General features: G+C 73.2%; 18 protein-coding genes. 5 read left to right on the top strand and 13 right to left on the bottom strand.

Annotation, left to right across the window (positions count from 1 at the left end):
- Positions 1 to 527, top strand: a 527-nt coding sequence (locus DMH08_RS40035) for a hypothetical protein (RefSeq protein WP_199747714.1), incomplete at its 5' end; no start/stop codon positions are given.
- On the opposite strand, the gene DMH08_RS09935 is transcribed toward DMH08_RS40035, so the two are convergent.
- The 3 genes from DMH08_RS09935 to DMH08_RS09925 form a co-directional block, all read right to left on the bottom strand.
- On the bottom strand, positions 502 to 1,626 hold the full coding sequence (locus tag DMH08_RS09935) for a glycosyltransferase (protein WP_125613199.1): 1,125 nt from the start codon (positions 1,624 to 1,626) through the stop codon (positions 502 to 504). The genes DMH08_RS40035 and DMH08_RS09935 overlap by 26 nt on opposite strands.
- Positions 1,627 to 1,806: 180 nt before the next feature.
- The gene (locus DMH08_RS09930; protein WP_125613197.1) at positions 1,807 to 3,069 is read right to left on the bottom strand and encodes a nucleotide sugar dehydrogenase; all 1,263 of its coding nucleotides are present in this window, start codon (positions 3,067 to 3,069) and stop codon (positions 1,807 to 1,809) included.
- 56 nt (positions 3,070 to 3,125) lie between these two features.
- On the bottom strand, positions 3,126 to 4,628 hold the full coding sequence (locus DMH08_RS09925; RefSeq protein WP_064743687.1) for a glycosyltransferase: 1,503 nt from the start codon (positions 4,626 to 4,628) through the stop codon (positions 3,126 to 3,128).
- Positions 4,629 to 4,652: 24 nt separating this feature from the next.
- On the opposite strand from DMH08_RS09925, the gene wecB reads away from it, so the two are divergent.
- The 4 genes from wecB to DMH08_RS09905 all read left to right on the top strand — a co-directional run bounded on the left by wecB (position 4,653) and on the right by DMH08_RS09905 (position 9,755).
- Positions 4,653 to 5,822 (top strand): non-hydrolyzing UDP-N-acetylglucosamine 2-epimerase, encoded by a 1,170-nt coding sequence (gene wecB, locus DMH08_RS09920; protein ID WP_125613195.1) that lies wholly within the window; start codon positions 4,653 to 4,655, stop codon positions 5,820 to 5,822.
- Positions 5,815 to 6,579, top strand: coding sequence for a hypothetical protein (locus DMH08_RS09915; protein WP_125613193.1), 765 nt, complete (start codon positions 5,815 to 5,817; stop codon positions 6,577 to 6,579). The genes wecB and DMH08_RS09915 overlap by 8 nt, the downstream gene beginning before the upstream one ends.
- Before the next feature lie 86 nt (positions 6,580 to 6,665).
- A complete protein-coding gene (locus DMH08_RS09910) occupies positions 6,666 to 8,810 on the top strand; it encodes a glycosyltransferase (protein ID WP_233617505.1) in 2,145 nt (714 codons plus the stop codon).
- Positions 8,811 to 8,927: 117 nt separating this feature from the next.
- The gene (locus DMH08_RS09905; protein ID WP_026403660.1) at positions 8,928 to 9,755 is read left to right on the top strand and encodes an alpha/beta fold hydrolase; all 828 of its coding nucleotides are present in this window, start codon (positions 8,928 to 8,930) and stop codon (positions 9,753 to 9,755) included.
- 66 nt (positions 9,756 to 9,821) lie between these two features.
- On the opposite strand, the gene DMH08_RS09900 is transcribed toward DMH08_RS09905, so the two are convergent.
- The 10 genes from DMH08_RS09900 to DMH08_RS09850 all read right to left on the bottom strand — a co-directional run bounded on the left by DMH08_RS09900 (position 9,822) and on the right by DMH08_RS09850 (position 25,860).
- Positions 9,822 to 10,853 (bottom strand): CDP-alcohol phosphatidyltransferase family protein, encoded by a 1,032-nt coding sequence (locus DMH08_RS09900; RefSeq protein ID WP_051301003.1) that lies wholly within the window; start codon positions 10,851 to 10,853, stop codon positions 9,822 to 9,824.
- A 166-nt stretch (positions 10,854 to 11,019) separates the two neighbouring features.
- A complete protein-coding gene (locus DMH08_RS09895; protein ID WP_125613189.1) occupies positions 11,020 to 12,165 on the bottom strand; it encodes a glycosyltransferase family 4 protein in 1,146 nt (381 codons plus the stop codon).
- Positions 12,162 to 12,917 (bottom strand): hypothetical protein, encoded by a 756-nt coding sequence (locus tag DMH08_RS09890; protein ID WP_125613187.1) that lies wholly within the window; start codon positions 12,915 to 12,917, stop codon positions 12,162 to 12,164. The genes DMH08_RS09895 and DMH08_RS09890 overlap by 4 nt, the downstream gene beginning before the upstream one ends.
- Positions 12,918 to 13,004: 87 nt before the next feature.
- Positions 13,005 to 15,017, bottom strand: a complete 2,013-nt coding sequence (locus DMH08_RS40030) for a glycosyltransferase family 2 protein (RefSeq protein WP_158642284.1) — start codon at positions 15,015 to 15,017, stop codon at positions 13,005 to 13,007.
- A 33-nt stretch (positions 15,018 to 15,050) separates the two neighbouring features.
- Positions 15,051 to 18,470, bottom strand: a complete 3,420-nt coding sequence (locus DMH08_RS09875) for a bifunctional glycosyltransferase/CDP-glycerol:glycerophosphate glycerophosphotransferase (protein ID WP_125613185.1) — start codon at positions 18,468 to 18,470, stop codon at positions 15,051 to 15,053.
- Positions 18,471 to 18,557: 87 nt separating this feature from the next.
- Entirely contained in the window at positions 18,558 to 20,837 is a 2,280-nt protein-coding gene (locus tag DMH08_RS09870; protein WP_199747713.1) for a bifunctional glycosyltransferase/CDP-glycerol:glycerophosphate glycerophosphotransferase, read from the bottom strand.
- A 61-nt stretch (positions 20,838 to 20,898) separates the two neighbouring features.
- The gene (locus DMH08_RS09865) at positions 20,899 to 22,020 is read right to left on the bottom strand and encodes an acyltransferase family protein (protein ID WP_064743686.1); all 1,122 of its coding nucleotides are present in this window, start codon (positions 22,018 to 22,020) and stop codon (positions 20,899 to 20,901) included.
- 201 nt (positions 22,021 to 22,221) lie between these two features.
- A complete protein-coding gene (locus DMH08_RS09860; RefSeq protein WP_199747712.1) occupies positions 22,222 to 23,421 on the bottom strand; it encodes an acyltransferase family protein in 1,200 nt (399 codons plus the stop codon).
- A gap of 29 nt (positions 23,422 to 23,450) precedes the next feature.
- Entirely contained in the window at positions 23,451 to 24,896 is a 1,446-nt protein-coding gene (locus DMH08_RS09855; protein ID WP_125613183.1) for an LCP family protein, read from the bottom strand.
- A gap of 121 nt (positions 24,897 to 25,017) precedes the next feature.
- On the bottom strand, positions 25,018 to 25,860 hold the full coding sequence (locus DMH08_RS09850) for a TIGR03089 family protein (protein ID WP_125613181.1): 843 nt from the start codon (positions 25,858 to 25,860) through the stop codon (positions 25,018 to 25,020).
- Positions 25,861 to 25,880 lie beyond the last annotated feature (20 nt).

Below are 25,880 nucleotides of genomic sequence, written 5' to 3'. Positions count from 1 at the left end.
GTGCGGGGCCGTCGGCGTCGGCGTCGGCGTCCGGGGCGGGGTCGCCGTCGCCGGGGACCGGCGGGCCGAGCGCGCACCCGACGAGCCCGCCGCCGCCGACCGGGGAGCCGACCGCGGCGGACGGGGAGCGGGCGACGGCCGTCCGGGGCCTGACGGTGAGCGTCCGGTGGGTGGCCGAGACCGACGACGCCGCGTCGCAGATGCTGGACGCGTTCCAGTCCGTCCAGTCGCAGGTGCGGCGGCGGGAGAACCTCGGCGGCGACGAGATGTACGAGATCGGGACGACCGCCGGGGTGATCGCCGTCCGGGTCGGGCGGGTCATCGCGGTGGTGGAGGCGGGAAGCCCGACGGGGGCCGCCGCCCGGCTCGCGAAGTCGGTCGCGGCCAGGCTGGAGGAGCGCGAGCGGGAGGCGCGGGCGGCCGCGGCGAAGCGGCTGGCCGAGCAGCGGGAGAAGGCGGCGGAGCGGGACCGCGAGAAGCGCGACGGGGCCGGGGGACCGGTCAGTGATCCGCCGCGGGCTCCATGACGGCCGCCGGCCGGGCGTGCCCCGCCCAGGCTTCGAGGTGGGAGACGAACCGGGCGGCGTGCACCGGCCAGTGGAACTGCTCGCGGGCGGCCTTGTGCCCGCGCCGGCCGAACTCGGCGCGCAGGTCCGGGTCCTTGCGCAGCCGCAGGACGGCCTCCGCCGCGGCGGCGGGGTCGTTGAACGGGACGACGAAGCCGCACTCCGCGGGGCCGACGATCTCGACGGCGGGCGGGTTCGGGGTGGTGACGACCGGCACGCCCCGCGCCATGTACTCGATGACCTTGGTGGGGACCGAGTGCCGGTAGTTCGGCTCGTCGTGCAGCAGCGCGAGCCCGACCATCGCGCCCTCGGCGATCCGCAGCGCCCGGTCGTTCGGGACGAACCCGTACCAGCGCAGGACGTCGTCGCGCTGGGCGTCGCGCAGCGCGGGCTTCACCGCCTCGTCCGCCGAGCCGATCAGCTCGACGGTGACGCCCTCGGGGGCGAGCAGCCGGGCCGCCTCGATCATCTCGTGGGCGCCGCGCGCCGCCGAGATGTGCCCGACGTAGACCGCGCGGTTGTCGTCGGGCGCGCCGGGCGGGTCGTCCGCGACGTAGGTGGTGTTGGGGACGACCGGGTGGTCCCGGCGGAACCGGGTCCGGTAGCCCTCCTCGGCGAGCAGCAGCCGGTGCCGCCGCTCGGCGCGCCTCTCCAGGCGGCGGACGGCCGGGCGCACGAGCGGCCGGACCGGCGCGGGCAGCCAGCCCTTCATGCCGAGGGCGGCCGTGGTGTCCTCGTGGACGTCCCAGACGACCGTCCGGGCGCGCGCCCGGCGGGGCAGCGCCATCAGCAGTTCGGGGTCGTGCAGGAGGATGACGTCCGCGTAGGACGCGTGGTCGGCGAGGGCGCGGCGGGCGGCCCGCATCGCCTTCAGGCGGCGGCGGCCGGTGGCGCGGGGCACGTCCACGGGGCTGACCTCGCGCCACGGCGCCACATTGCATGCCCGGAACGGGGCCATATATGTGACTTCATGACCGGCATCCAATAGTGCCCGGATTTGCCGGTGCAGAATGCGTGCATCTTCCGGATGGTGCACGATCGTGCAAACACAGACACGCATTCCACTCACTCCGCAACCCTGCCGAACCAATGCCGCCGAACCGGCTTCTCCTCGGGAGTCTGCTGCCGCGATGGAAATGGTGGATGAATTCCCGCCGACCACCGCGTGGACGGCACCGGGCGATTGCCGATCTCTGGTATGGGGGCCGCCCGGGGCCGTCCGTCCGTCCGGACCGGCCGGTCAGAGCAGCTCCACCGTCTCCTGCCGGACGCCCCGCGTGCGGCCCCGCGTGTCGAACAGCAGCCGCGCGTGCCGCGCCAGCACGGCGGGCTCGTAGTCCGCGTGGTCGGCCAGGACGATCGCTAGGTCGGCGTCCGCCAGCGCGGCCGGCAGGTCGTCGCCCGCGTCCCGCACCGCGGCGCCGTCGACCTCCCAGCCGGACACGTACGGGTCGTGGAACGCGAGGTCGGCGCCCAGCCGGGCCAGCCGCCGCGCCACCGGGCGGGCCGGGGACTCGCGCTGGTCGGCGATGTCGGCCTTGTAGGTGACGCCGAGCAGCAGGACCTTCGCGCCCTTCAGCGCCCGGCCCTCCCGGTTGAGGAGCTGCTGGGCGCGCTCCGCCACGTACCGCGGCATCCGGTCGTTAATCTCCTGCGCCAGCTCCACGAACCGGAACGGGTAGCCGAGCGAGCGGACCTTGTACGACAGGTAGTTCGGGTCGATCGGGATGCAGTGCCCGCCGACGCCCGGGCCGGGCCGGAACGCCTGGAAGCCGAACGGCTTGGTCGCCGCGCAGTCGATCGCGTCCCACAGGTCGATGCCCAGCTCGTTGCAGAACACCGCCATCTCGTTGACCAGCGCGATGTTCACGTGCCGGTAGGTGTTCTCCAGCAGCTTGGCCATCTCGGCCTCGCGGGTGCCCTTGGCCTCCACGACCCGCTCCACGAACTTGCCGTAGAACGCCGCGGCGGCCGACGCGCACGCCGGCGTGAGCCCGCCGACGATCTTCGGGGTGTTGCGGACGCCGTACACGGGGTTGCCCGGGTCGATTCGCTCCGGCGAGAACGCCAGGTGGAAGTCCGTGCCGGCGGTCCGGCCGGACTCCTCCAGGATCGGCCGGACGACCTCCTCGGTCGTGCCCGGGTACGTGGTCGACTCCAGCACCACCAGCGCCCCCGGCGCCAGGTGCCGGGACACCGCCCCGGCCGCGCCGCGCACGGCCGTCAGGTCGGGCCCGCCCTCGGGCGACAGCGGCGTCGGGACGCAGATCACCACGGTGGGCGCGCCGTCCAGGACGTCCTCGGACGTGCTCGGCGCGAACCCGGCCGCGAGCAGCTCCGCGACCTCCTCCGCGGAGACGTCGTCCACGTGCGAGCGCCCGGCCCGCAGGCCCTCGACGACGCGCTCGTCCAGATCGAGCCCGCCGACCTTCAGCCCGGCGCGGCACGCCTCCCGGACGAGGGGAAGCCCCACATAGCCGAGTCCGATGACGACCAGATCCATCACTCGGCTCCCTTCACGGATTCACGGAAATCACGGACTTTCACGGCGAATCGCGATCATCGGTCGTCGTCCGCCCCGTACGCGTATGCGGCGCGGTATCCGGACGCGACGGCGCCCCATGTGCGCTCGGCCCGGACCCATTCACGGGCCGCCTGACCGATTTTTCGCCTTCTTTCTGGACTGTAAGCCAGTTCCTCCAGGTGATCGGCCCATGCTTCCGGGTCTTCCGGAACTGTTAACGTCCCGGTCACGCCGGGTTCGACGATTTCGCGAAGAGCCTTGACATCACTGGCTATAACGGGGATTCCCCCTGCCATCGCCTCGATCGGTTTCAGGGGCGTGACCAGCTGGCAGACCCGGTCCGCCCGCCGGGGGACCGCGAAGACGTCGAGGAGTGCGTGGTGGCGGCGTACGGACCGCATCGGGACACGGCCGGTGAACACGGCGTGCACGCCGTGCGCGGCCGCGCGCCGCTCCAGCGCGCCGCGCTCCGGCCCGTCGCCGACGAGCAGCAGCGTGACGGGCGTCCCGCGGTCGCGCAGCAGCGCCGCCGCGTCGATCAGCGTGTCGATGCCCTCGTAGCCGAAGAACGACGACGTCAGCCCCGCCACGAAGGCGTCCGGCGCGATGCCCAGCTCGGCCCGCAGGCCGGACGCGTCCGGCAGCGGCTCCAGGAACGCCTCGTCCACCCCGTTCGGCACCGTGAAGACCTTCTCGGCGGGCACCCCGCGGGACGCGATCTCCGCGCGCATCGCCTCGCCGAGCGTGACGACCGCGTCCGCCTCGGCCATCCGGCGCGTCTCCAGCTCGCGGGTGAGCCGGTAGAACTCGTCCGTCTCGCGGTGCGCCGGGTCGCGCGACAGCCACGAGTCCTCCAGGAAGCCCCGCACCTCGTACACGACCGGCAGCCCGCGGCGGCGCCGCAGCTCCAGCGCGACGGCCGCGTTCAGGTGGTTGCTGACCGCGTGCAGGACGGCCGGGCGCACCGCGTCCACGATCCGTTCGGCCAGGTCGGCGCCGCGCTCGACGGCCCGCACCGGGTCGGCGGGCGGCAGCCACGGCAGCAGCCGGTGGTAGGCGACGCCGTCGACGTCCACCCGCGGCCGGGCGTCGCCGAAGCCCTGGCTGAGCGGGTAGCCGAGCCGCGTCGCGACGTGCACGTCCCGGCCCTGCGCCCGCAGCGCCAGCGCGATGCGGTGCGTGCGGACGGTATAGCCGGCGTTCGTGTTCGGCAAGGCGTTCGTCACGAACTGCAGGACGGCGCCGTCCGCCGGGGAGACCTCCTGGGCGGGCCCGCCGGCCGGCACGGCGGCCCCCGCACCGGCCGGCGGGGTCTGCGGGGCGGGCGGCACGTGCGCCAGCAGGGCGCGCAGCTCGGCGTTCTCCCGCGCGACGACGCGGGGGCGCGGGACCGCGAGCCGGGACCGCGCGAGCCGCGCCCCCGGCCGTCCCGGGGTCGCGCGGGCCAGCATCCGCACGGCGAGCCGCGGCGCGCGCGCCGGGTCGTCGCGGAGCTGCCGCACGGCGAGTCCCGGCAGGTAGACCGATTTCTTCAGCACGGCGGGGAAGCGTAGGCAGACCCGATGAACAGAAGGGAAATTGTGTTGGCACCCATCGTGCACGTCCTCGGGGCGCGGCCGAACTTCGTCAAGGCGGCTCCGGTCATCCGGGCGCTGGAGGCCGCCGGCGCCGAGCAGGCGGTCGTCCACACCGGGCAGCACTACGACGCCCGCATGTCCGAGGTCTTCTTCGCGGAGCTCGGCCTTCCGGAGCCCGACGTCAACCTCGGCGTCGGCTCCGGCTCGCACGCGGCGCAGACCGCCGCGCTGATGACCGGGCTGGAGGAGGAGTTCACGAGCCGTTCACCCTCGGTCGTCATCGTGTACGGCGACGTGAACTCGACCATCGCCGCCGCCCTCGTCGCGGCCAAGCTGCGCATCCCGGTCGCCCATGTGGAGGCCGGGCTGCGCAGCTTCGACATGACGATGCCCGAGGAGGTCAACCGCCGGCTCACCGACCAGCTCTCCGACATCTGCCTGGTCACGAGCCCGGAGGGGATCGGGCACCTGGCGAACGAGGGCGTCCCGGTGGAGCGCGCCCACCTGGTCGGCAACCCGATGATCGACACGCTGCTGGCCAACCTGGACGCGTTCGACACCGGTCGGGTCCGCGCTGAGCACGGGCTGCCGGACCGGTACGTCCTGGCCACGATGCACCGGCCCGCCAACGTGGACGCCCCGGACACCGCGGCCGACCTCGTCCGGCGGCTGCACGGCATCGCCGACCTCGCCGACCTGGTCATCCCGGTGCACCCGCGCGGCCGCGCCAACCTGCTGGCCGCCGGGCTGGACGACCACGCGGGCGTCCACGTCCTGGAGCCGCTCGGCTACACCGACTTCATCGGGGCCGTGCGCGGCGCGGCCGCCGTCGTCACCGACTCGGGGGGTCTGCAGGAGGAGACCACGATCCTCGGCGTGCCGTGCCTGACGGTCCGGCCGAACACCGAGCGCCCCATCACCGTCACCCACGGCACGAACCGCCTCGTCACGTTCGAGGAGCTGGTGCCGCAGGTGCGGAAGGTCCTGGAGGCGGACGCCGAGGAGAAGGACACCGCGGCGGACGCCGAGGAGAAGGACACCGCGGCGGGCGAGGACGCCGCGGCCCGGTACGAGAACGCGCGGAGGCCCCCGCTCTGGGACGGCGCGGCCGGCCCCCGCATCGCAGAAGTGATCATGGAGTTCATCGGTGACTGATCCGATCCGGCGCGGCGGGGACGACCCGCGGGCCGCCGCGACCGCCCGCGCCGCCAAGGACGGCGCCAAGGCGAAGCAGCAGGCCGCGCGGCTGCGCGCGGCGCTGCGCGAGCGGGAGGCCCGCGTCCACGAGCTCGAGCGGCGGCTGGCCGCCCTCGAAGGCTCGACGACCGTGCAGTTCGGCCGGCTCGTCGCCGGCGCCGCCCGCAACCCGACGCGGCGCGGCACGCGGCTGCCCAAGGAGCTGTACCGGCTGTGGCGCAAGCGCAGCGCCCCCGTCGCGGCCCCGAAGACCACCGACGCGGGGCAGGTCCGGCTCGACCCTGTGGCCCGCAGCGAGGACCGGCTCCTCGTCGCCGCTCCCTACGACGGCATCGTCGTCGCGGGGATCCTCGGCGCGCGCGCGGCGGAGACGCTCGCCGCGCACGCCAAGGTCATCCGGCTGTACCCGCACGACGCCATGATCGCGCTGGAATCCGCCGACGCCGACCTGCTCGTCGTCGACGCCGCCGCGGGCGCCCCCGGCGAGGCGTGGGCGTACCTGGGCGTCCCGGGCATGTACGACCGCGACCGCGCGCTGGACGACGTCCGCGCGCTCGCCGCGTCCCGCGACCTGCCGCTCGTCCTGTGGAACGGCCGGGACGACGGCGCCGCGGCCGTGCCCGCCACCCTCGCCACCCTGCACTGGGACGCCGTCGCGGCGACGCCCGGCCGGCTCGCCGAGCTGCTCGGGGCCCCGCTGGAGCCGGCCCGTTGAAAGGAGACCACGTGAAGCCGCGCGCACTCGTCTACGGCGACGTCGACCTGAACCTGATCGACGGGTCGGCGATCTGGGTCCAGGGCATGGTGCAGGCGCTCGCGCGCGCGGGCTGCGAGGTGACGCTCGTCCTGAAGGCGCCGGTGCGCACCGGGCGCCTCGTCGACCCGCTGCGCGGCCTGCCGGGCGTCACCGTCCGCAGCCCGCACGCCGAGCGCCTCATCGACGGCGACGCCCCGATGCAGCCGCGGACGGCCGCGGTGGCGCTCGCCCGCATCGACGCGGAGCGGCCGTTCGACCTCGCCGTCGTGCGCGGCCGCCGGCTCGCCGGGAAGCTGTGCCACACCGCCCTCGCCGGACGGCTGTGGACGTACCTCACCGACGTGCCGCAGTCCGCCGGGCGGTTCGACAACGCCGCCAAGGCCGACCTGCGCCGCATCGCCGACGCGTCCCGGCTGCTGCTCTGCCAGACCGAGGAGCTCCGCGGCTTCCTGGAGGCCGCCGTCCCCGCCACCGCGGGCAAGAGCGTCCTGTTCCCGCCCGTCGTCGTGCTCCCCGACGGCCTGGAGCCGCGCCCCGCCGGGACCCCGGACGGACGCGCCCTCCGCCTCGTCTACACGGGCAAGTTCGCGCCGCGCTGGAACACCTACGAGATGTGCGCGCTGCCGCGCCTGCTCGGCCGGCGCGGGGTGGACGCCGAACTGCACATGGTCGGCGACAAGATCCACGACGACCCGGACGACCCCGGCTACGCCGACCGGATGCGCACCGCCCTCGAGACCGGCGAGGGCGTCGTCTGGCACGGCGGCCACCCGCGCGCCGAGGCGATGCGGCTCACCGCGGGCTGCGACGTCGGCCTGTCGTGGCGGCACCCCGAGATGGACGCGAGCCTCGAACTGTCGACCAAGCTCCTCGAATGCGGCATGCTCGGCGTCCCGGTCGTCCTCAACCGGACGCCCATGCACGAGCGGCTGTTCGGCGCCGACTACCCGCTGTTCGCCGCGTCCGAGAGCGACGTCCTCGACGCGCTCGCGCTCATCGGCAAGAACCCCGAGGTGTTCACCCTCGCCGTCGACCGCTGCCGCGCGGCCGCCGCCGGCTTCGGCCTCGACGCCGCCGCCGCGCGGCTCCGCGGGTACCTCGCCGAGACGTTCCCCGAGCCCGCCGAACAGGTCGCGGCGGCCGCGGCCGCGTACCGTCCGGGGGCGCGGAAGCTGCGCGTCGGCGTCGCGGGGCACGACCTGAAGTTCTTCACCCGCCTCCTCGACTACCTGCGGTCGCGCCCCGACATGGAGATCCGGGTCGACCACTGGGCGGCGCTGAAGGCCCACGACGCCGACCGCAGCCGCGAACTCGTCGAGTGGGCCGACGTCGTCGTCTGCGAATGGTGCGGCCCGAACGCGCTCTGGTACGCGAAGAACAAGCGCGCGGGGCAGCGCCTCGTCGTCCGGCTCCACCGGTTCGAGCTGTACGCGCCGTGGCCCAAGCAGCTCGACATCGACGCCGTCGACCAGGTCGTCTGCGTCAGCCCGCACTACACGGACCTGACCCGCGAGATGACCGGCTGGCCCGCCGAGAAGGTCGTCACCGTCCCGAACTGGGTGGACGACCGGCAGCTCGACCGGCCGAAGCTCGCCGGGGCGGAGCACCACCTCGGGATCATCGGCATCGCGCCGTCCCGCAAGCGCCTCGACCTCGCCGTCGACGTGCTGGAGGAGCTGCGCCGCGACGACCCGCGCTTCACGCTCTTCGTCAAGTCCAAGCTCCCGTGGGAGTACTGGTGGATCTGGCAGAAGGACGAGGAGCGGGAGCACTACGAGAAGCTGTTCCGCCGGATCCGGCGCTCCCCGCTCCTCGCCGGCGGCGTGGTGTTCGACTCCTACGGCCGCGACGTCGCGTCCTGGCTGCGCCGCATCGGGTTCGTCCTGTCCACCAGCGACGACGAGAGCTTCCACCTCGCGCCCGCCGAGGGCATGGCGTCCGGCGCGGTCCCGGCCCTGCTGCCGTGGCCCGGCTCCGACACGATCTACGACCGGCGGTGGATCCACGACGGCCCGTCCGCCATGGCGGCGTCCATCGCCGACACCGTCGCGCTCGGCCGCTGGGAGGGCGACGCGGCGGACGCCCGCGAGCAGGTCCGCGCGGCGTACGGGCTCGACGAGGTCTGCCGCCGGTGGACGGACCTCCTCGCGCGGCCCCCGGCGCGCACCGAGGCGCCCGCCGCGCCGTAGCCGGGCACCGGGGCGCCGCAAAGGTTTCTTGGTCCGCCGGTGGCTTACCGGACGCCCTTCCTCGGGCAGTCACGCCCGAGGAAGGGCCGACACCATCGCGAACCGGGGGGCACCCGCATGGGGTACGTGAAGACGCGCGACGGAGAGGAGATCTTCTACAAGGACTGGGGCGACGGCGACCCGGTGGTGTTCATCCACGGGTGGCCGCTGAACGCCGACGCCTGGGAGGACCAGATGCGGACGGTCGCCGACAACGGCTTCCGGGGCGTCGCGCACGACCGGCGCGGCCACGGCCGCTCCAGCCAGCCCTTCACCGGCTACGACTTCGACACCTTCGCCGACGACCTCAACGACCTGATGGAGCGGCTCGACCTGCGGGACGCGACGCTCGTCGCGCACTCCATGGGCGGCGGGGAACTCGCCCGCTACATCGGCCGCCACGGCACGGGCCGGGTCTCCCGCGCGGTCCTGCTGTCGGCCATCCCGCCGCTGATGATCCAGGGGCCGGGCAACCCGGAAGGCGTCCCCGAGCAGGTCTTCGAGGACATCAAGAAGGGCATCGCCACCGAGCGCTCGCAGTACTGGAAGGACGCGTCCGAGGCGTTCTTCTCCGCGAACCGCCCGGGCTCGAAGGCCACCCAGGGCAACCGGGACGCGTTCTGGTTCATGGCGATGCACGAGAACATCCAGGCGGGCCTGAAGTGCGTGGACGCGTTCGCGCGCACCGACTTCACCGGCGACCTGCGCCGGTTCGACGTCCCGACGCTGATCGTCCACGGCGACGACGACCAGATCGTCCCGATCGACGCCACCGGCCGCAAGTCCGCGCAGCTCATCCCGGGCGCGGAGCTCAAGGTCTATGAGGGCGGGTCCCACGGCATCGCGATGGTCCCAGGCGACAAGGAGCGCTTCAACCGCGACCTGCTCGAGTTCATCAAGCGCTGACCCCGGCCCCCGGCGCGGACGGGCGTGCCGGACGGGCGCACCGGGCGGGCGGCCCGGAGGGGCGGGTCAGCCGGCGCTGGTGCCGGCGCCCGCCTGGATCCGCTCGAACTCCTCGGCGGGCAGGCGGTCCCGGTGTCCGGAGATCTTCTCCTCCAGCGCGGCCATGTTCCGGTTGTAGGCGTGGGTCGCCATCCAGAACTTGTAGATGACCACGAGCTCGAAGAACAGCATCCCGGCGGCGCTGACCGCGACGACCGGGATGATCGCGCCCGAGACGACCGCGGCGGCGACCGGCGCGACGATGAACACGCCCATCTGGAACTCGATGCCGCTGAACAGGTGCGGCCGGATGCGCCCGCGCATGAGCACGTCGCGGATCCGGATGTACCAGGGGAACCGCGTGTAGAGGCCCCGCTGCATGACCGCGTCGGCGGCCTTCTCGGCGGCCTCCTCGCCGACGACCCGGTTCTCGTCCTCGGCGTCGCCCTCGTCCAGGGTGCGCTCCGCCGACGCGAGCCGCGCGCCGACCTCGTCCTGCGCGGCGCCCCCGGCGCGCAGCTCCGCCAGCTCCAGCGACTCGGCCTCCCGCCGCGTCTTCGCCAGCGTCGACCGCATCTGCGCCCGCACCTTGAAGATCTCGAGGGAGTCCATGTAGCGGAGCATGTCGAGGAAGACGACGGCGAGCGCCGTCCACACGTAGGCGACGTTGCCGGTGGCGGCGTACTGCCCGGCCATCAGCGCGATCGCGCAGGCGAGGACCCGCAGCCGGTCGAAGATGTAGTCGAGCCACGCGCCGAACACCGAGCCGGTGCCCTTCAGCCGCGCGATCTTGCCGTCCATGCAGTCGAGCGTGAACGACAGGTGGTACAGCAGCGCGCCCGCGAGCAGCCACTGCCAGTCGGCCATCGCGAAGCACGCGCCCGCCGCCAGGCCGAGGACGAGCGCCGCGACGGTGAGCTGGTTCGGGGTGATGCGGGTGCGGTTGGCGGTGACCTTCACCAGCCGCGCGGCGAGCGGGTCGACGAGCAGGACCGTCCACCACGCGTCACGCGCCTTGTACGTCCGTTGCCGAACGTCGTCGAGCGTGAAGTTCGCCATGGTGGGTGTCCTTTCGTCGTCAGGGCCGTTCCGATGCTAGCGACTGTCCGGAAGTGGCCTCCGGCATTCTCCCCGACTGCCGGGGTGAGATCAGCGGAACCGCGCGTTCACCCTCCGGACATGTCCGGTATCGATGGGCGTTGCCGGAGGCCGCGGGGCGAGGCCGCTACCGGAGCGCGGTGAGGAGGTCCTCCCACTCGGCGGCGACGGACCGGACGGCGTAGCGGCGGGCGCTGCCGGGCGCCGCCGCGGCCATCCGGCGGCGCAGGGGCCCGTCGTCGATGAGCCGGACGAGCGCGTCGCCGAGGGCGGTCGGATCCTCGGGCGGGACGAGCAGGCCGTCGTGCCCGTCGGTGATGATCTCGCGGGGGCCGCGGGGGCAGTCGAACGCGACGGCGGGCAGGCCGCACGCGAAGCCCTCGACGATCGTCATGCCGAACGCCTCGGCGCGGGACGGGACGGCGAGGATCGACGCCTTCGCGAACTCGCCCTCGATGTCGTCCGACGGGCCCATCAGCATGACGTTGTTGTAGAGCCCGAGGCGGGTGACCAGGCGGCGGAGCTGCTCGAACCGGCCGCCCTTGCCGTGGATCCGCAGCGTCCACTCGGGGTGCTTCTCCGCGACCCGGGCGAACGCCTTGATCAGCAGGTCGTAGCCCTTGATCCAGGCGAGCCGGCCGGCCGCCACGACGATCTTGTTCTCCTGCCGGGAGCGCGGGTACACGCGGTCGGGCAGGCCGTTGCGCAGCGTCCGGACGGTCGTGCCGGGGATGAGCCGCTCGTAGCTCTCGCGGTCGGCGCCGGTCAGCGTGGTGACCGCGTCCAGCTTCGGGTACCAGCGTTCGATCTCGGCGAGGATGCCGGGCTCGTGGATGCCGAGGTGCAGGTGCTCCTGCCCGACGCGGGCGATGCGGGACGGCGCGAAGCGGGCGGCGGCGACGTTCAGGCCCGCGCGGGTGGTGACGAGCACGTCGGCGCGGAGCCGCCGCATGGCGCGGGGGATGCGCTCGTCGGTGAGCGCGGAGAAGAAGCGGTAGGAGCGCTCCTCGGGGTGGACGAGCGCGCTGGGCTCCTCGTGGAGGCGGCGGGCGCGGCCGGGCCGCAGCCGCGCGAGCCGCGCGTCGTCCCGGGCGTCCACGAGGTGCTGGAGCCGGACGCGGTCGGGGAGCGGGAACGCGGGGGCGTCGGTGGTGCGCAGCACGCTGAGGATCTCGACGTCGTGGCGGCGGGCCAGCTCGCCCGCGAGCGTGAACGTGCTGCGCACGGTGCCGTCGAGCGCCGCCGCGTCCAGCAGCATGAAGACGATCCTCATCGGGCGCCGTCCCCGCCGTCGAGCGCGTGGCAGGCGACGGAGAGCTCGTCGCGCACCGTGTAGTACGGCCGGACCGAGCGGTCCCCGGCGAGCTGGCGCGGGTAGGAGACCATGCCGCGCTTGCCGGGGGCGTCGTCGAGGCGGGTCGCGAGCCGCGCGTGGACGTCGTCCGCGTCGAGCCACAGGTCCCAGATGGCGGGCGGCTCGGCGGTCAGGACGTCGACGGGCGCGCTGACGCGGAAGGCGGTGCCGTCGAGGCGCGCGGGCCAGGCGGCCCGCCGGCCGGTGCCGCGGGCGACGGCGACCAGGCGGGCGGCGCCGCGCCGCGGGCCGGTGTAGGCGAGGCGGCCCGCGATGCGGATCTCGCCGCCGCCCGGGTGCACGGTGCGGACCTCGGCGTGCGGGGCGACCGCGCGGACCCGCAGCCCGGCGCGCCCGTCCGGGGTGCGGGTGACGCGGACGGCGCGGTCGCGGGGCCGGTCGGCGTAGGCGAGGAGGCCGTCGAGGGAGAACCCGGGGTCGTCGGTGCGCAGCGGACGGGCGATGCCGCCCGCCTCGATGCACGCCTCCCAGGCGCCGGTGCCGAGGTCGCCGGCCGGCAGCGTCCAGCGGGCGCCGTCGCCGGCGGCGCGTCCGGCCCGGACGGCGCCGGACGCCGCGTGCCGCAGGACGACGCGTTCGCCGTCCGGCAGGGGCGCGTCCCAGCCGATCGTGAGGACGTCGTCGGCATCGACCCTGACGTGGTTCGCCACGGTTGCCAAGGTGCGGCCCTCCCCCGATGAAAACGCAGATTTTACCAACGCCCATGGGACGTCAGACGACGGCTGGGGCCCCTGAAGTCACCCTTTGCCGCCGGCGTCCTTCTTCGGGAAGGGCGCGCGGAGGCGCCGCTTGGCGGACCGGGCGAGCGCGGGCACCTTGCCGGGGACCACCTCGACCGACAGGTTGCCGCCCTCGGTGCGGTAGAACGACGCGTGGCGCAGCCCGAGCGGCGCGCACGGGACGGGCGCCGACCGGTCCGCGCCCGGCGCCGGCGCCAGCGGCACCCGCACCCGCGACCGGTCCCCGCCGACCGTGACCTCCAGCCAGACGTCCCAGCGCCCGGCGGCGAGCCCGCGCAGGTCCAGCAGCGCCGCGAAGCCGTACCCGCCGCCGGCCCCGTCGCCCGCCGGCCCGCCCGGGAGCTCGTCCCACCGGACCTCGCCCGGCAGGGACGTGCCCTGGGTGCGGTGGTCGATGGCGACGCCGAGCCGGACGAGCGCCGCCGCGGCGGGCGCCGCGGGGAGCCGGCCGCGCACCCGCAGCCGCCCGTCCGGCGCCCACTCGGCGCCCTCGAACCGCAGCAGCCGCACCGCCCCGGCGGTGCCGCGGGTGACGGTGAACGACAGGTTGCCGTACTCGCGGGTGAAGAACGGCTCGACGGCCGCGCCGGTCCCGTCCGCGCACCGGACGAACCGTCCGGCGGGCACGGTGACGCCCGGGGCGCGCGCGGCGCCGAGCCGGGCCTCCTTCGCCAGCTGCCCGTGCCGGGCCTCGACGTGCAGGTCCCAGACGCCGCCGGCGGCGGCGTCGAGGTCGGCCCGGTGGCCGTCGCCGTCCGGTTCGGCGGCGAGCCGCCGCTCGGCGCGCCCCTTCCGGGACCGCAGCAGCAGCGCGACGGCCCCGTCCGCCGGGTCCAGCCGGGGGATCTCCGCCGTCCAGCCGACCCGCAGCCGGTCGCCGGCCCACTCCAGCGACGTCAGCGACCGCCGCAGCCGCAGCCGGTCGGTGACGTCGTAGTACTCGTCGGGGACGCCGGCGGCCGGGTCGCGGAAGCCCGGGTAGCGGGCGTGCGCGCGGTCCTTGTCGACGACGACCGGGACCGGCCCGGCGTCCGCGGCCTCGATGACCCGCACCAGCAGGTCCTCGTTGCCGTGCCGCAGGCAGTGCGCGACCAGCCGGAACTTCGGCGGCATCCGCATCAGCACCGGCTCGGTGAGGAACTCGTCGCAGAGCGCGCGCGCCTCCTCCCAGAGGCGGCGGCGCCGCTCCTCGGACGACCCCGGGTAGTCGGGGTTGAACGCGTGCAGGACGTCCCGGTGGAAGTGGCGCAGCAGCATCCGGTCCCGGATCGGGCCGGGCTCGCGGTGCGTGACGACGTTCTCCAGCAGCGGCCGCGCCGCCTTCGCGTAGTAGCCCGGCCGCGCCGCGAGCCCGTTCTGCATGAGGCTGCTGCCGTCGTCGCGCTCGACCAGGTAGTAGCAGTCGTGGTCGGCGACGACGGACACGCCGCCGGACGCGTGCAGCAGCGCGTGGGCGGTGAAGACCTTGTCCTCGCCGGTCGGCGCGTCCTCGGGGAACCGGATCCGGTGCTCCTCGACCAGCGACCGGCGGAACAGCTTCTGCGCGGTCAGCGACTTCGCGTAGATGTCGAAGTCCGGGTCGTCCACGGAGACGTGCGCGATGTTCTCGGTGAAGTTCGCGACGGGCCGCCCCACCCCGACGTACCGGCCGATGACGACGTCGGTGCCGTGGGCGTCCGCGGCGGCGCACATCCGCTCCAGCGCCTCGTGACCGAGCCGGTCGTCGGCGTCGAGGAAGAACAGGTACTCGCCGCGGGCCGCCGCGATGCCGGTGTTGCGCGGCCCGCCGGGCCCGCCGGAGTTGGGGCGCTTCAGCACGGTCAGCCGCGGATGCAGCGCCGCGAGCCGGTCCAGCTCCTCGGCGCTGCCGTCGGTGGAGCCGTCGTCGACCGCGATCACCTCGACGAGTTCCGGGGCGATCGACTGCTCCAGGGCGCTCCGCAGCGCCGTCGCGACCGTCCCGACGCAGTCGTAGACGGGCACGACGACGCTGACCTTGATGGTTGTCACGTGCGGTTGTTCTCTCTAGGTCGTCGCCCGGCGTCAGCCGGACGACCCGAAGACGCGGTCGACCGTGCGGGCCGCCGCGTGGCCGTCGTCGAGCGGGCAGAACCGCGCGACGAAGTCGTCGTACCGGCCGGCGTGCCCCGCGGTGGCGGACTCGACGTCCCGGATCGCGTCGATCAGGTCGTCGGACGTCTCCACCAGCGGGCCCGGCGCCTCCGCCTCGAAGTCGAAGTAGAAGCCGCGGAGCCGGTCCCGGTAGTCGGCCAGGTCGTAGGTGAAGAACAGCATGGGGCGCCGGGTGTTGGCGTAGTCGAACATCACCGACGAGTAGTCGCTGATCATCATGTCGGAGATCAGGTACAGCTCGGTGATGTCGGGGTACAGCGACACGTCCCGCACGAAGCCGTCCGGGTCCTCCTGGACGCCGTCCACCACGTTGCTGTGCAGGCGGACGAGCAGGACGTGGTCCTCGCCGAGCGCGTCGCGCGCCCGGTCGAGGTCGAGGCGCATGTCGTGCTTGTACCGGCCGCGGCTGTAGTACTGGTCGTCGCGCCACGTCGGCGCGTACAGCACCACCCGCTTGCCCTCGGGGATGCCGAGCCGGGACCGGACCTGCTTGGCGACGGCGTCCGCGTCGGGGCTGTGCAGCAGGTCGTTGCGCGGGTACCCGACCTCCAGCATCTCGCCCTTGAACGCGAACGCGCGCTTGAAGATCTCGGTGCTGAACGGGTTCGGCGACAGCAGGTGGCTCCACTCGGGGACGGACGGGCCGGACGGCCCCTTGTCCTTGCTCTGCAGCGCGGACTTCATCCCCGGCGCGTACGCGAAGTGGACCTCCTTGACGTCCCGGCCGATCTTCTTCAGCGGGGTGCCGTGCCAGGTCTGCAGGACGATCTGGTCGGGGTGCCGCTGGAACCAGTCGCCGAGCCGGTGGTTGGTGACGATGTACCGGGACGTCGTCACCGCCTCCTGCCACTCCTTGCCGTTCAGCCGGACGGCGTTCAGCGTGTCGGGCAGCTCGCACTGGGCGTCGTTGACGACCCAGAGCTGCTCCAGGTCGGCGCCGCGCCGCAGCAGCTCCTCGTGGATCGCCTTCGGGCTGTCGGAGAACTGGCGGCCGTTGAAGCACGAGAACAGCACCGCGTCGCGGAGCCCGTCGCGGGCGACCCGCTTGCGCGCCTCCTCGCGGTACTTCGCGCCCGCGCTCTTCTCCTCGCCCGACACGTCGCCGGTGACGGCCACGACGAGCCGCCCGTTCTTGGTCTCCAGCTCGTAGCCGCGCCGCGCCACCTCCACCGGCTCCGGCAGGGACCGCTGCGCGTCCTCCGTCAGCCGGACGGTCAGCGCCCGCTCGCCGGGCGGCCGGAACAGCACGTCCCAGCGGCCGGGCCGCAGCGGCAGCACGCCCGCGACGCTCGGCACCGCCGCCGTCGGGATTTCCGCGCGCAGCACGCCCGAGCCGTCCCCGACCAGGTCGAACGCGAACTCCTTGCGGCGCCCGCGGCTGCGCACGACGATCTGCCCGGACGCGTGCGCGGGGTGCGTCGCGGCGAGCGTCAGGGTCCCGTCGGGGCGCCACCCGCACTCGTCCACCGACAGCCGGATCGTCGCGCGCCGCACCCGCACGTAGCCGCTGGGGCCGCGGCCCGCGCTCACCTCCAGCGCGCCGAACGTGCGCGGCGCCTCCGCGACGCCCTCCGCGAGGACGAGCGGGCGGTCGTCCCCGCCGTCCGACGGCACCGACAGCGACCAGTCGCGGGTGTCGTCGATCGAGTCGGGGTCGATGTCGACGTCGAGGGCGTCCGGGTCGATGCGGGCCGTCCAGCCGCCGGGCCGCGCCGCCACCGGGACGGGGACCCGCGAGTCGCCGAGCGTCAGCACCGCCTCGGCGGGCGCGCCGCCCGCCGACTCGACCTCGACGACGAGCGTCCGGTCGTCCCAGCGCAGCGCCGTCGCCTTCTCCCGGACGCGCTCCACCTGCACGACCAGGTTGCCTTCCACGACCTTCGGGACGACGCGGACGTCGTCGGCGACGTACCGGTAGGGCGGGTTCGCGCCCGTCCCCGAGCCGCCGCCGCGGACCGGGCCCTGCCGGAACACGCCCGCGTTCAGCACGGAGGCGTGCACCTCCCAGGTGCCCTCGGCCCAGCCGCCGCGGCCCTTCAGCTTCCCGGCCTCCAGCGCGAACTCGAAACCGGTCCAGCCGCCGGACGACTTGCCCGGCTTCGGCGTCTGCCGCGCCCGCACGGTGATCTTGCGGCCGCCGCTGCGCAGCGTCACCGTCTTGATCGCCGTCCAGCGGCGGCGGGAGCTGACCGAGTTGATGTACGCCTCGCCGGTGACGACGAGCCGGTCGCCGTCCCACGCCACGCTGTGCGCCCGGCCGCGCATCTTCACCTCGTCGCGCGCCCGGTACACGTCGCGGGGGACGTCGACCTTGGCGTCCTTCCAGTACGGGTAGACGACGTAGCGGCGCAGCGGGTCCCGGACGATCGACGGCGACGACTTGCCGCGCTCGTACCGGACGACCTTCACCAGCTCCATCGTGTGCCCGCTCGCGGCGAGGTGCCACTTCAGCCGGGTCAGCGCGGGCGCCTCGGCGAACACCTTCGCCGACACGCCCTTCCCGTACGCCGCGGCCAGCGCGATGACCTGCTCCCGCTCGTCCCCGGACAGGTCGGGCAGGACGTCCAGGAACGCCTTCAGCTCGTTGCCGACGAGGGCGAGCTGCAGGCGCCGCAGCTCCCGGGCGTCGCCCTGCTCGGCGACGAAGGTGGTGGCGAGGTTCGCCGCGGCGAAGCCGTCCGCGATCTCCTGCAGCTCGGTCGTCGGCGCGTACCGCCGCGACCGCCGGTGCAGGACGACGTCCGGGACGACGTCGACGGACTTCGCCAGGTGCAGCGCCCGCACCATCACCGGCAGGTCGTCGTCGCGGGACAGGTCGGGGAACTCCAGGCCGTGCGCGTCCCAGAACGAGCGGCGCAGCAGCGTCCCGACGATCTTGCGGTCGGACAGCAGGTCGGGGCTGCGCCGCAGGTCGGTGCCCGTCGCCGGCGCGGCCGTGTCGCCGCGCGCCTTCCACTGCGACACCTGGCCGGTCCACTTGCGGGACGCGTCGGGGCCCTTCGCCAGCTCGGCGCCGGACGCCTCGAGGGCGCCGAGCAGCGCGGCGACCGCGCCCTCCGGCAGCGGGTCGCCGGAGTCGGCGAACAGCAGGAACTCGCCGCCGCTCTCGGCCACGCCCAGGTTGCGGGCCGCGCCCCGGCTGGGCGCCCCCCGCCGGAGCAGCCGGAACCGGTCGTCGGGCAGCGGCGCGCGCGCGGCCGTGCCGGTCCCGTCGTCCACGACCAGGACCTCCAGGTCGCGGAACGTCTGGGCGGCGAGCGACCCGAGGACGTCGCCGAGGTCGTCCCCGGCGCCGTGGGAGAGCACGATGACGCTGATGCGGGCGGTCATGCCCACTCCTTCGTGAGCCGGCGAGCCGGACGGGGGTCCGGTCGCGGGACGGTCATTGGGGGATGTGACGGTCCTGCGGTGCGGCGGTCAGGACGCGCCGGACGCGGCCGGCCCGGCGCCCGCCGCCTCGACGCTCCCCGCCTCGCGGGGCGCGGCGACCGCCGGGAGCTTCTCGCCGAGGAAGACGCGGCGCACGGCCCGCTCGGCCGCGTCCCCGTCGTCCCACGGGCAGAAGCGCGCGCGGAACGCCTCGAGGTTCTTCGCGGCCGCGTCGCCCCACGCCGACCGGGAGACGAACGCGTCGACGAGCTCGGCCTCCGTGCGGGCGACGACGCCGGGCGGGAACTCGGTGAGGTCGAAGTTCACGCCCCGGGTGAGGCGGTAGGTCTCCCAGTCGTTGGCGTAGATCACGATCGGCTTGCCGAGGTTGGCGTAGTCGAACATGACGGACGAGTAGTCGGTGAGCAGCGCGTCCGACGCGATGGACAGGTCCTCGACCGACGGGTGCTTGGACACGTCGATCACGCGGTCCTCGGGCCAGCCCATGTCGGCCGCCATGTCCTTGAGCTTGTAGAAGTAGTGCGCCCGCAGCAGCAGGACGTGGTCGTCGCCGAGCTGCTCGACGACCCGCCCGATGTCGAACATCGGGCTGTAGCGGCGCTGGTAGTCGCGGTGCGTCGGCGCGTACAGGATCGCCGTCTTGCCCTCGGGGATGCCGAGGTCGGCGCGCGCACGCACCCGGTCCTTCCCGGTGGCGCGGACCAGGCGGTCGTTGCGCGGGTACCCGATCTCCAGCATCTCGTAGCGGCACGGGTACGCCCGCTCCCACGCCTCGCTCGACAGCGGGTTGGACGAGACGAGGTAGTCCCAGCGGTCGCACCGCTCGATGAGGGCCTTGAAGTCCATGTCGGCGGCGCCGACCGGGTACTCCATCTGGTCGAGGCCCATCTTCTTCAGCGGCGTGCCGTGCTGCGTCTGGAGGTGCACCTGCCCCGGCCGCTTGACGAGGTGGTCGGGGAAGTTGACGTTGTTCACGAAGTACTTCGCGGCGGCGATCGTCCGGTAGTAGTCCGCCGACCCCGACACCACGTACTCGACGCCCTCGGGCATGTCCTTGCGGCCGCCCGGCTTCACGACCCACACGCAGCGGATGTGGGGGGCGAGCTCCCGCACCTTCTCGTAGATCGCGGCCGGGTTGCAGGCGTACCCGCGGTACCAGTAGGCGGCGAAGACGGCGAGGTTCTCCTCGATCGGCATCCGCAGCCGCATCTGGTAGAAGTACCGCTCCTTCGCGACCTGCTTGGAGCGGACGACGCCGCGCTTCTGCAGCTTGCGGACCTTCTTCGTGCCCTTCTTCGCCTTCGCCGCCAGTTTCGGAGAGCTGAGCCGCTCCCAGGCGCGGAAGTCGTTCCGCTCGATCGCGCGGTGCTTGTCGGCGAGGCGCGGCTCGTCCTCCGGCGGGACGTGCCCCGGCGGCCGGTACCGGTTGTACCACTTCGACATCTCGGTGAAGAAGCGCTGCTTCTCCGACGCGACGATGCGGTCGGGCCGCTCGATGATGACGAGCAGGTGCCAGATCGCCCGGTTGAACATCGTGGGGCGGAACTGGTCCACCGACGGGCCGAGCTGGTCCATGAACGCGAAGATGCGGTCGTACTGGTCGAACGCGTCGAAGTGCTTGGCGCTCGCCGTCTTGGTGATCGCGCCGCGGCGGCGCTGCCGGTAGATGTAGCAGACCCGGTCCAGCAGGCTGATCCGCTCGGCGGCCATGAGGATCGGGTAGGTGATGCTGACGTCCTCGTAGTAGCCGCTGTTGGACCGCAGCCCCGTCTCGATCAGGAACTCGCGGCGGATCGCCCGGTTCCAGACCGAGGTGAACATCTCCAGGCACTGCGGGCGCTCGGCGAGCGAGAACACGTCCGGCGCCGGCGGCTCCCGGAACAGGTGGTTGATGATGCTGCGCTTGACCCGCCCGTTCCAGTACGACCGCGCGTAGTCGAACATCAGGACGTCCGGGCGCGTCTCGGCGAGCCGGTCGAGGATCGCGCGGACGGCGCCCTCGGTGGCGTAGTCGTCGCTGTCGAAGAACCAGATGTAGTCGCCCGTCGCCATGTCGAGCCCGACGTTGCGGGCCTGGCCGAGGCCCACGTTCTCGGTGAGGTGCCGGACCCGCACCCGCGAGTCCCGCTCGGCGAACTCGTCGAGGATGAGCCCGCAGGCGTCCGGCGAGCAGTCGTCGATGGCGATCACTTCGAGGTTCGGGATGCCCGGCTCGAGGATCGACTCCATGCACTGGCGGAGGTAGCCCTGCACCTTGTGCACCGGGACGATGATGCTCAACGAGACGTCGTTGTTGTCACTGCTCACGCGCTGGCCAATCGGTTAACGGGGAGACGAGGGGAACGGTAGCCGCTAGCGTAGATCGATACTACGTCCTGCTTTGCCGTGGCTTGAGAAGCCGGTCGGCGCGGGGTTCGACGGCCCAGCGGAACAGCCGCCGCACCGGAGCGGTGCCGAGCAGGACGCCCAGCGCCACGGCGCCCAGCGTCACCGCGACGATCCCGGCGGGGGTGTGCAGGGCCTCGGTCTCGAAGTAGCCGCCGTAGTCGAACACCTTCACGACGAGCCCGTGCAGCAGGTAGATGAACATCGTGCGGGCGCCCATGGCGGTGAACCACGTCGTGTTGCGCGGGATGACGGCGAGGAACGCCGCCCCGAGCAGCAGCGCGGCGAGCATGGCCGCGAACCGCAGGCCCATGCCCTCCAGGGCGGAGTACTCCATGGCCTCGTAGCCCCGGTTCCACCACAGCAGGTCCGAGTTGATCTCCGGGACGACCGTGCCGAGCTGCCACACGTAGGCGATCGGCAGCGCCGCGACCAGCACGGCCGCGCCCGCCCAGCGCGCCCAGCGGGCCTTGAGCCGCTGGACAAGCGCGGGGTCGACCGTCAGGCCGAGCACGAAGAACGGCAGCAGCCCGACCGTCCGGGCGACCGTCCCGTCGGCGTTGAACGCCCAGCTCCCGGCGATCAGGCACAGCACCACCGACACCGTCGTGGGGTACCGCAGGTGGCTCCACAGCGGCGCGCTCAGCCGCCAGAACACCATGGCGACCAGGAACCACATCAGGTAGTGCGGCCGGAACAGCTCGTGCAGATCGAAGTCCGCCCCGTTGATGAAGACCAGCTGCAGCCGGTACGGGACGATGAAGATCAGGTACGGGACCACGAGCGTCGGCAGGATGCTGCGGAACTTGTCCGTCGACCGCATGAAGCCGCGCGAGAAGAAGCCGGAGATGAAGACGAACACCGGCATGTGGAACGCGTACAGCACGGTGTAGGCGGCCGTTACGGCGTGGCTGTCGCCGAAGTTGGCCCAGACGTGGCCGACCACGACGAGGACCGCCGCGCAGAACTTGGCGTTGTCGAAGAAGGCGTCGCGCCGTGCGGACGGCCGGCCCGGGGGGTCGGCGGGACCGTGCGGGGCGTCCGTCCCGGAGGACGGCGTCCGGCCGCTCGGCGGAGGACTCGACGAAGGGGAGGTAACAACCATATTTCCGAGGGGAGACGTCACGGCGCCGTGGAGGTAACGGCACGGTCACTGTACTGGTGCTTCGGCCCTTCGGCGGACGATTCGGGTCTTTCGCCGGGGTGCGCCTGGTTCGTAGCGGCTTCCCGGGGCCGTCCCGGTGCCGCGCCCGGGACCGCGCCCCGGACGCGCGCGCGTTCGGCTACTTCTTCGCCGGGCGGCGGGTTACTTCTTCGCCGGGCGGCGGAGCGGGACGAACATCCTGGTCAGCTTCGGCTCCAGCGCCCACCGCATCGCCCGGACGACCGGCGGCGTGCACAGCAGCGTCACGACCACGGCCGCCGTCGCGACCGCGGCGAGCACGCCGGTCTCGGTGTTGAGCCAGCCGATGTCCCAGCCGTCGGTGAAGTTCATCGCACGGGTCAGGAAGCCGTGCAGCAGGTAGCCGTACAGGGTGGCGGCGCCGAGCCCGGTGAACCAGTGCCGCCCGCGCGGGACCACGGCCAGGAACGCCGCGACGAGGACGGCCGCGGCACCGAACATCGCGACCCGCATCAGCGTGCCGGTGACGTTGGCGACGCCCAGCTCCTCGTGCGTGTGCCGCCAGAAGATCCAGTCGATGTTCATCCGGTCCATCGCCAGGTAGGCGACGCCGAGCCCGCCGGCCAGGACGACCGCGCCGATCGGCCGCGCGATCGGCCGCTTCAGCACCTCGAAGTGCTCCGGCCGCAGCACCAGCCCGAAGACGTAGAACGGCAGCAGCCCGAGCACCCGGTGCAGGCTGAGCGTCGAGCCGAGCTCGCCCGTGTAGGACAGCAGCGCGATCACCAGCGACAGCGCCACCGGCCAGCGGACCTGCTGCCACACCGGGGTCGACAGCCGCCACATGAACAGCGCGAGCAGGAACCAGGTCAGGTAGTAGGGCTCGAGGAGGCTGATCTCCAGCCGCCCGCGGCCGGTGCCCGCCCAGTCGTAGAGCGAGTAGGCGACCTCGAACACGACGTAGGGCACGCCGACGGCCGTGATGAGCCGCCGCGCCTTGCCGCCCGAGAACGTCCAGTTCCGCGACATGTAGCCGGTGAGCACGATGAACACCGGCATGTGGAACATGTAGATGAACAGGTACAGGCCCTTGGCCATCGGCACGTTCTGCAGGTACGCGATGGAGTGCCCGATGGCGACCAGCACGATCGCGAAGTACTTCGCGTTGTCGAAGAACGGGTCCCGCTGCTTGCGCGGCCGCGCCGCCGCGGGCGGGGGCCCGGCGGGCGCCGGGACGGCCGCCGCGGGGGCCGTCCCGTCCGGTGCGGGCGGGCCCTGGACGGGCGCGCTCCGGGCGGGCCCGTCCGGCGCCGCGGCCCCGGGGGACGGGACCGTTCCCGCCGCCCGTGCCTCCGTCTGCGATGTGGACGTGCTGTGGGTCATGCGCCTGCCCCGATCGATCGACCCCTGGATCAGGTTTCGCTGCAGATGTTGTCGCTGGCGCGGATCTCGCCCTGCTGCTTCGGGATGCCCCGCTGGCCGCCCTTGAGGTCGGTCCAGTCGGCGCCGATGACGAGGTCGACGACCCCGGGCTCCGCACCGCCGGTCTGCGCCGCGGGCGCCGGCTTGCTCGGGATGAGCGCCGCCAGGCTCTTCGCCTGGTTCTCCGCACCGGAACCGTACAGCACCTTGGTGGCCGTTGTCCGCTCGGCGTTTCCACCGACCGTGACCTGGAAGCCCTGCGCCTCGAGGGAGTCGGCGACGCGCCCGGCCTGGCCGTCCGTGCCGCTGCCGTTGAAGACCCGCACCCGGATCTGGTTCGGCGGGATCGTCGGCACGGGCGTCTTCGGCTGGGCCCCGTCCTTCTTCTCCTCCTCCGGAGGCTTCTTGTCCTCGCGGACGGACTTGAAGAACGCGTCGGCGCCGGGAGCGAGGGCGAGCCGGTTCTTGTCGAGGGGGTCCTGGCCGTTCGGGACGGTCACGAAGCGCAGCTTCCCGGACGAGAGGCCCTGCATGCCCTGCGCGATGTCCATCATCGCGGTCACCGACAGCTCGCTGTCGGTGGTGAGGGACTTCGTCGTCGCGTTGAGCAGCTCGAACAGCGCCTTGGGGTTGGTGAGCACGCCGCGGCTCATCACCTTGGCGGCGAGCGCGCCCAGGAACTTCTGCTGCCGCTTGATCCGGCTGGTGTCGGTGCCGTCGCCGAGGGTGTAGCGGGCGCGGACGTACGCCAGCGCCTGCTCGCCCTGGATCTCGTGCTCGCCCTTGGTCAGCTTCAGCCCGGACTTGGGGTCGTTGACGTTCTGGTTGAGGCACACCGGGACGCCGCCGACGGCGGTGGTGATGTTCTTGAAGCCCGCGAAGTCGACCTGCACGAAGTGGTCGATGCGGATGTCGGTCATCGCCTCCAGCGTCTTGATGACGCAGGTGGCGCCGCCGACGGTGAACGCCGTGTTGATCTGTGCCCGGCCGGCGCCCTGGACCGGCTTGCCCTCGCGGTCCTCGCACTCGGGGCGCTGCACCATCAGGTCGCGGGGGAAGCTGATCGCCATCGCCTGCTCGCCGCCGGGGGACAGGTGCAGCAGGATCATCGTGTCCGAGCGCGGCGGGTCGTCCTTCATCTGCCGGCCGTACTCGGCGTTCGCGCCCGCGCGGGTGTCGGACCCGAGGAGCAGGATGTTCATCGCCTCGTTCAGCTTCTCCGGCCGGTCGGGCCCGAGCTTGGCGTTGACGTCCTCGTGCGCGATGTTGCCGAACGCCTGCCGGTACAGGCCGTAGGCGGTGAGGGAGCCGACCACCATGACCGCCGACAGGCCGATGCACACCCAGCCGAGGATGCGCCAGCCGCGCCGAGGCGGCGCCGGCTCCTCGGGATCGGCGTCGTCGACGTACTCCATGTACATCGGGTTGCTGTTCATCGGCTCCGTGGTTCCGGTGGGCCCGCTTTCACAGGTCGGGACGCGGTCGATGGGTCGGTCGGTGGGGCAGGGGCGAGGCGGCGAGCGGGCAGGGGGCAGAGCGGACGCAAGGGAAGCGTAGTCAGGCGAGTCGGCGTACGGACCCGGATGCGTCATTCCACCCCGGGAGCCCGGCCACCGCCGTCACATGCTCTACCGACACTCGCCGATTTACGGCGGCTTTGTCGAAGTTTCGTTGGATTATGACGGAAGCCCCTGAGGCTAGTGGTGCGAGCAGCCCGGCCAGAACCCCGTCGAGTGTGGCGAACGACATGTCAACCAGAAGCCGGTCCCGTGCGTCGAGCTCCCATTTCTCGGCCGCGGCACGCGCGGCGCCGCCCAGATCCTCGGCGCTGAGTGTGGCGTTTGTCACAGCCAGCGCGGGCGAGCGCGTCGACACCCCCGGACCCGGCGTGAACCGGTCCCCGTACGAGCGGACCTCCGCCGCGTAGTCCACGACGCCCGGCGGGCAGTGCCCGAGCGGCGCGCCCAGCGCGTGCAGCGACAGCCCGACGATCTCCTCGGCGTCCGCGTCGGCGAGCACCTCGTCGAGCGCCTCCTCCGACGTCGCCAGGACGTACGGCGCCGCCGCCCCGAACGGCTCGGCCGCGCCGTCCTCCGAACGGGCCGCCAGCGAGCCCGGCGACACCGGCTCGGCGACCAGCCCCGCCGCCCAGCAGGCCATCAGCCACACCGACGTCTGCCAGTGCGGCGGCAGCGCGAGCACCGCGCGGGTCCCCGGCTCGACGCCCAGACCGTCCACCAGGAAGTTCGCCGTCTTCGCGACCCAGTTGTCGAACGTGCGCGCCGACAGCTCCACGCGCTCGCCCGTCCGGTCGTCGTAGAAGGTCACCAGCGGCCGGGACGGATCGTCCGCCACCCGCCGCCGCAGCAGCTCCACCGGCCCGGCGTTGCTCTCGCTCATGAGCCGAGCGTAGAACGTTC

Source organism: Actinomadura sp. WAC 06369 (genome assembly GCF_003947565.1).
In the GTDB taxonomy this organism is placed as follows: Bacteria; Actinomycetota; Actinomycetes; order Streptosporangiales; family Streptosporangiaceae; genus Spirillospora; species Spirillospora rifamycini.
This window is presented reverse-complemented; position numbering and strand designations above follow the sequence as displayed.

Excerpts from the sequence above, each read along its gene's own strand:
- DMH08_RS09935 (WP_125613199.1), bottom strand. The coding sequence starts at position 1,626 with ATGCGTGTCTGTGTTTGCACGATCGTGCACCATCCGGAAGATGCACGC.
- DMH08_RS09930 (WP_125613197.1), bottom strand. The coding sequence starts at position 3,069 with ATGGATCTGGTCGTCATCGGACTCGGCTATGTGGGGCTTCCCCTCGTC.
- wecB (WP_125613195.1), top strand. The coding sequence starts at position 4,653 with ATGAACAGAAGGGAAATTGTGTTGGCACCCATCGTGCACGTCCTCGGG.
- DMH08_RS09910 (WP_233617505.1), top strand. The coding sequence starts at position 6,666 with ATGGTGCAGGCGCTCGCGCGCGCGGGCTGCGAGGTGACGCTCGTCCTG.
- DMH08_RS09905 (WP_026403660.1), top strand. The coding sequence starts at position 8,928 with ATGGGGTACGTGAAGACGCGCGACGGAGAGGAGATCTTCTACAAGGAC.
- DMH08_RS09900 (WP_051301003.1), bottom strand. The coding sequence starts at position 10,853 with ATGGCGAACTTCACGCTCGACGACGTTCGGCAACGGACGTACAAGGCG.
- DMH08_RS09895 (WP_125613189.1), bottom strand. The coding sequence starts at position 12,165 with ATGAGGATCGTCTTCATGCTGCTGGACGCGGCGGCGCTCGACGGCACC.
- DMH08_RS09875 (WP_125613185.1), bottom strand. The coding sequence starts at position 18,470 with ATGACCGCCCGCATCAGCGTCATCGTGCTCTCCCACGGCGCCGGGGAC.
- DMH08_RS09865 (WP_064743686.1), bottom strand. The coding sequence starts at position 22,020 with ATGGTTGTTACCTCCCCTTCGTCGAGTCCTCCGCCGAGCGGCCGGACG.
- DMH08_RS09860 (WP_199747712.1), bottom strand. The coding sequence starts at position 23,421 with ATGACCCACAGCACGTCCACATCGCAGACGGAGGCACGGGCGGCGGGA.
- DMH08_RS09855 (WP_125613183.1), bottom strand. The coding sequence starts at position 24,896 with ATGAACAGCAACCCGATGTACATGGAGTACGTCGACGACGCCGATCCC.
- DMH08_RS09850 (WP_125613181.1), bottom strand. The coding sequence starts at position 25,860 with ATGAGCGAGAGCAACGCCGGGCCGGTGGAGCTGCTGCGGCGGCGGGTG.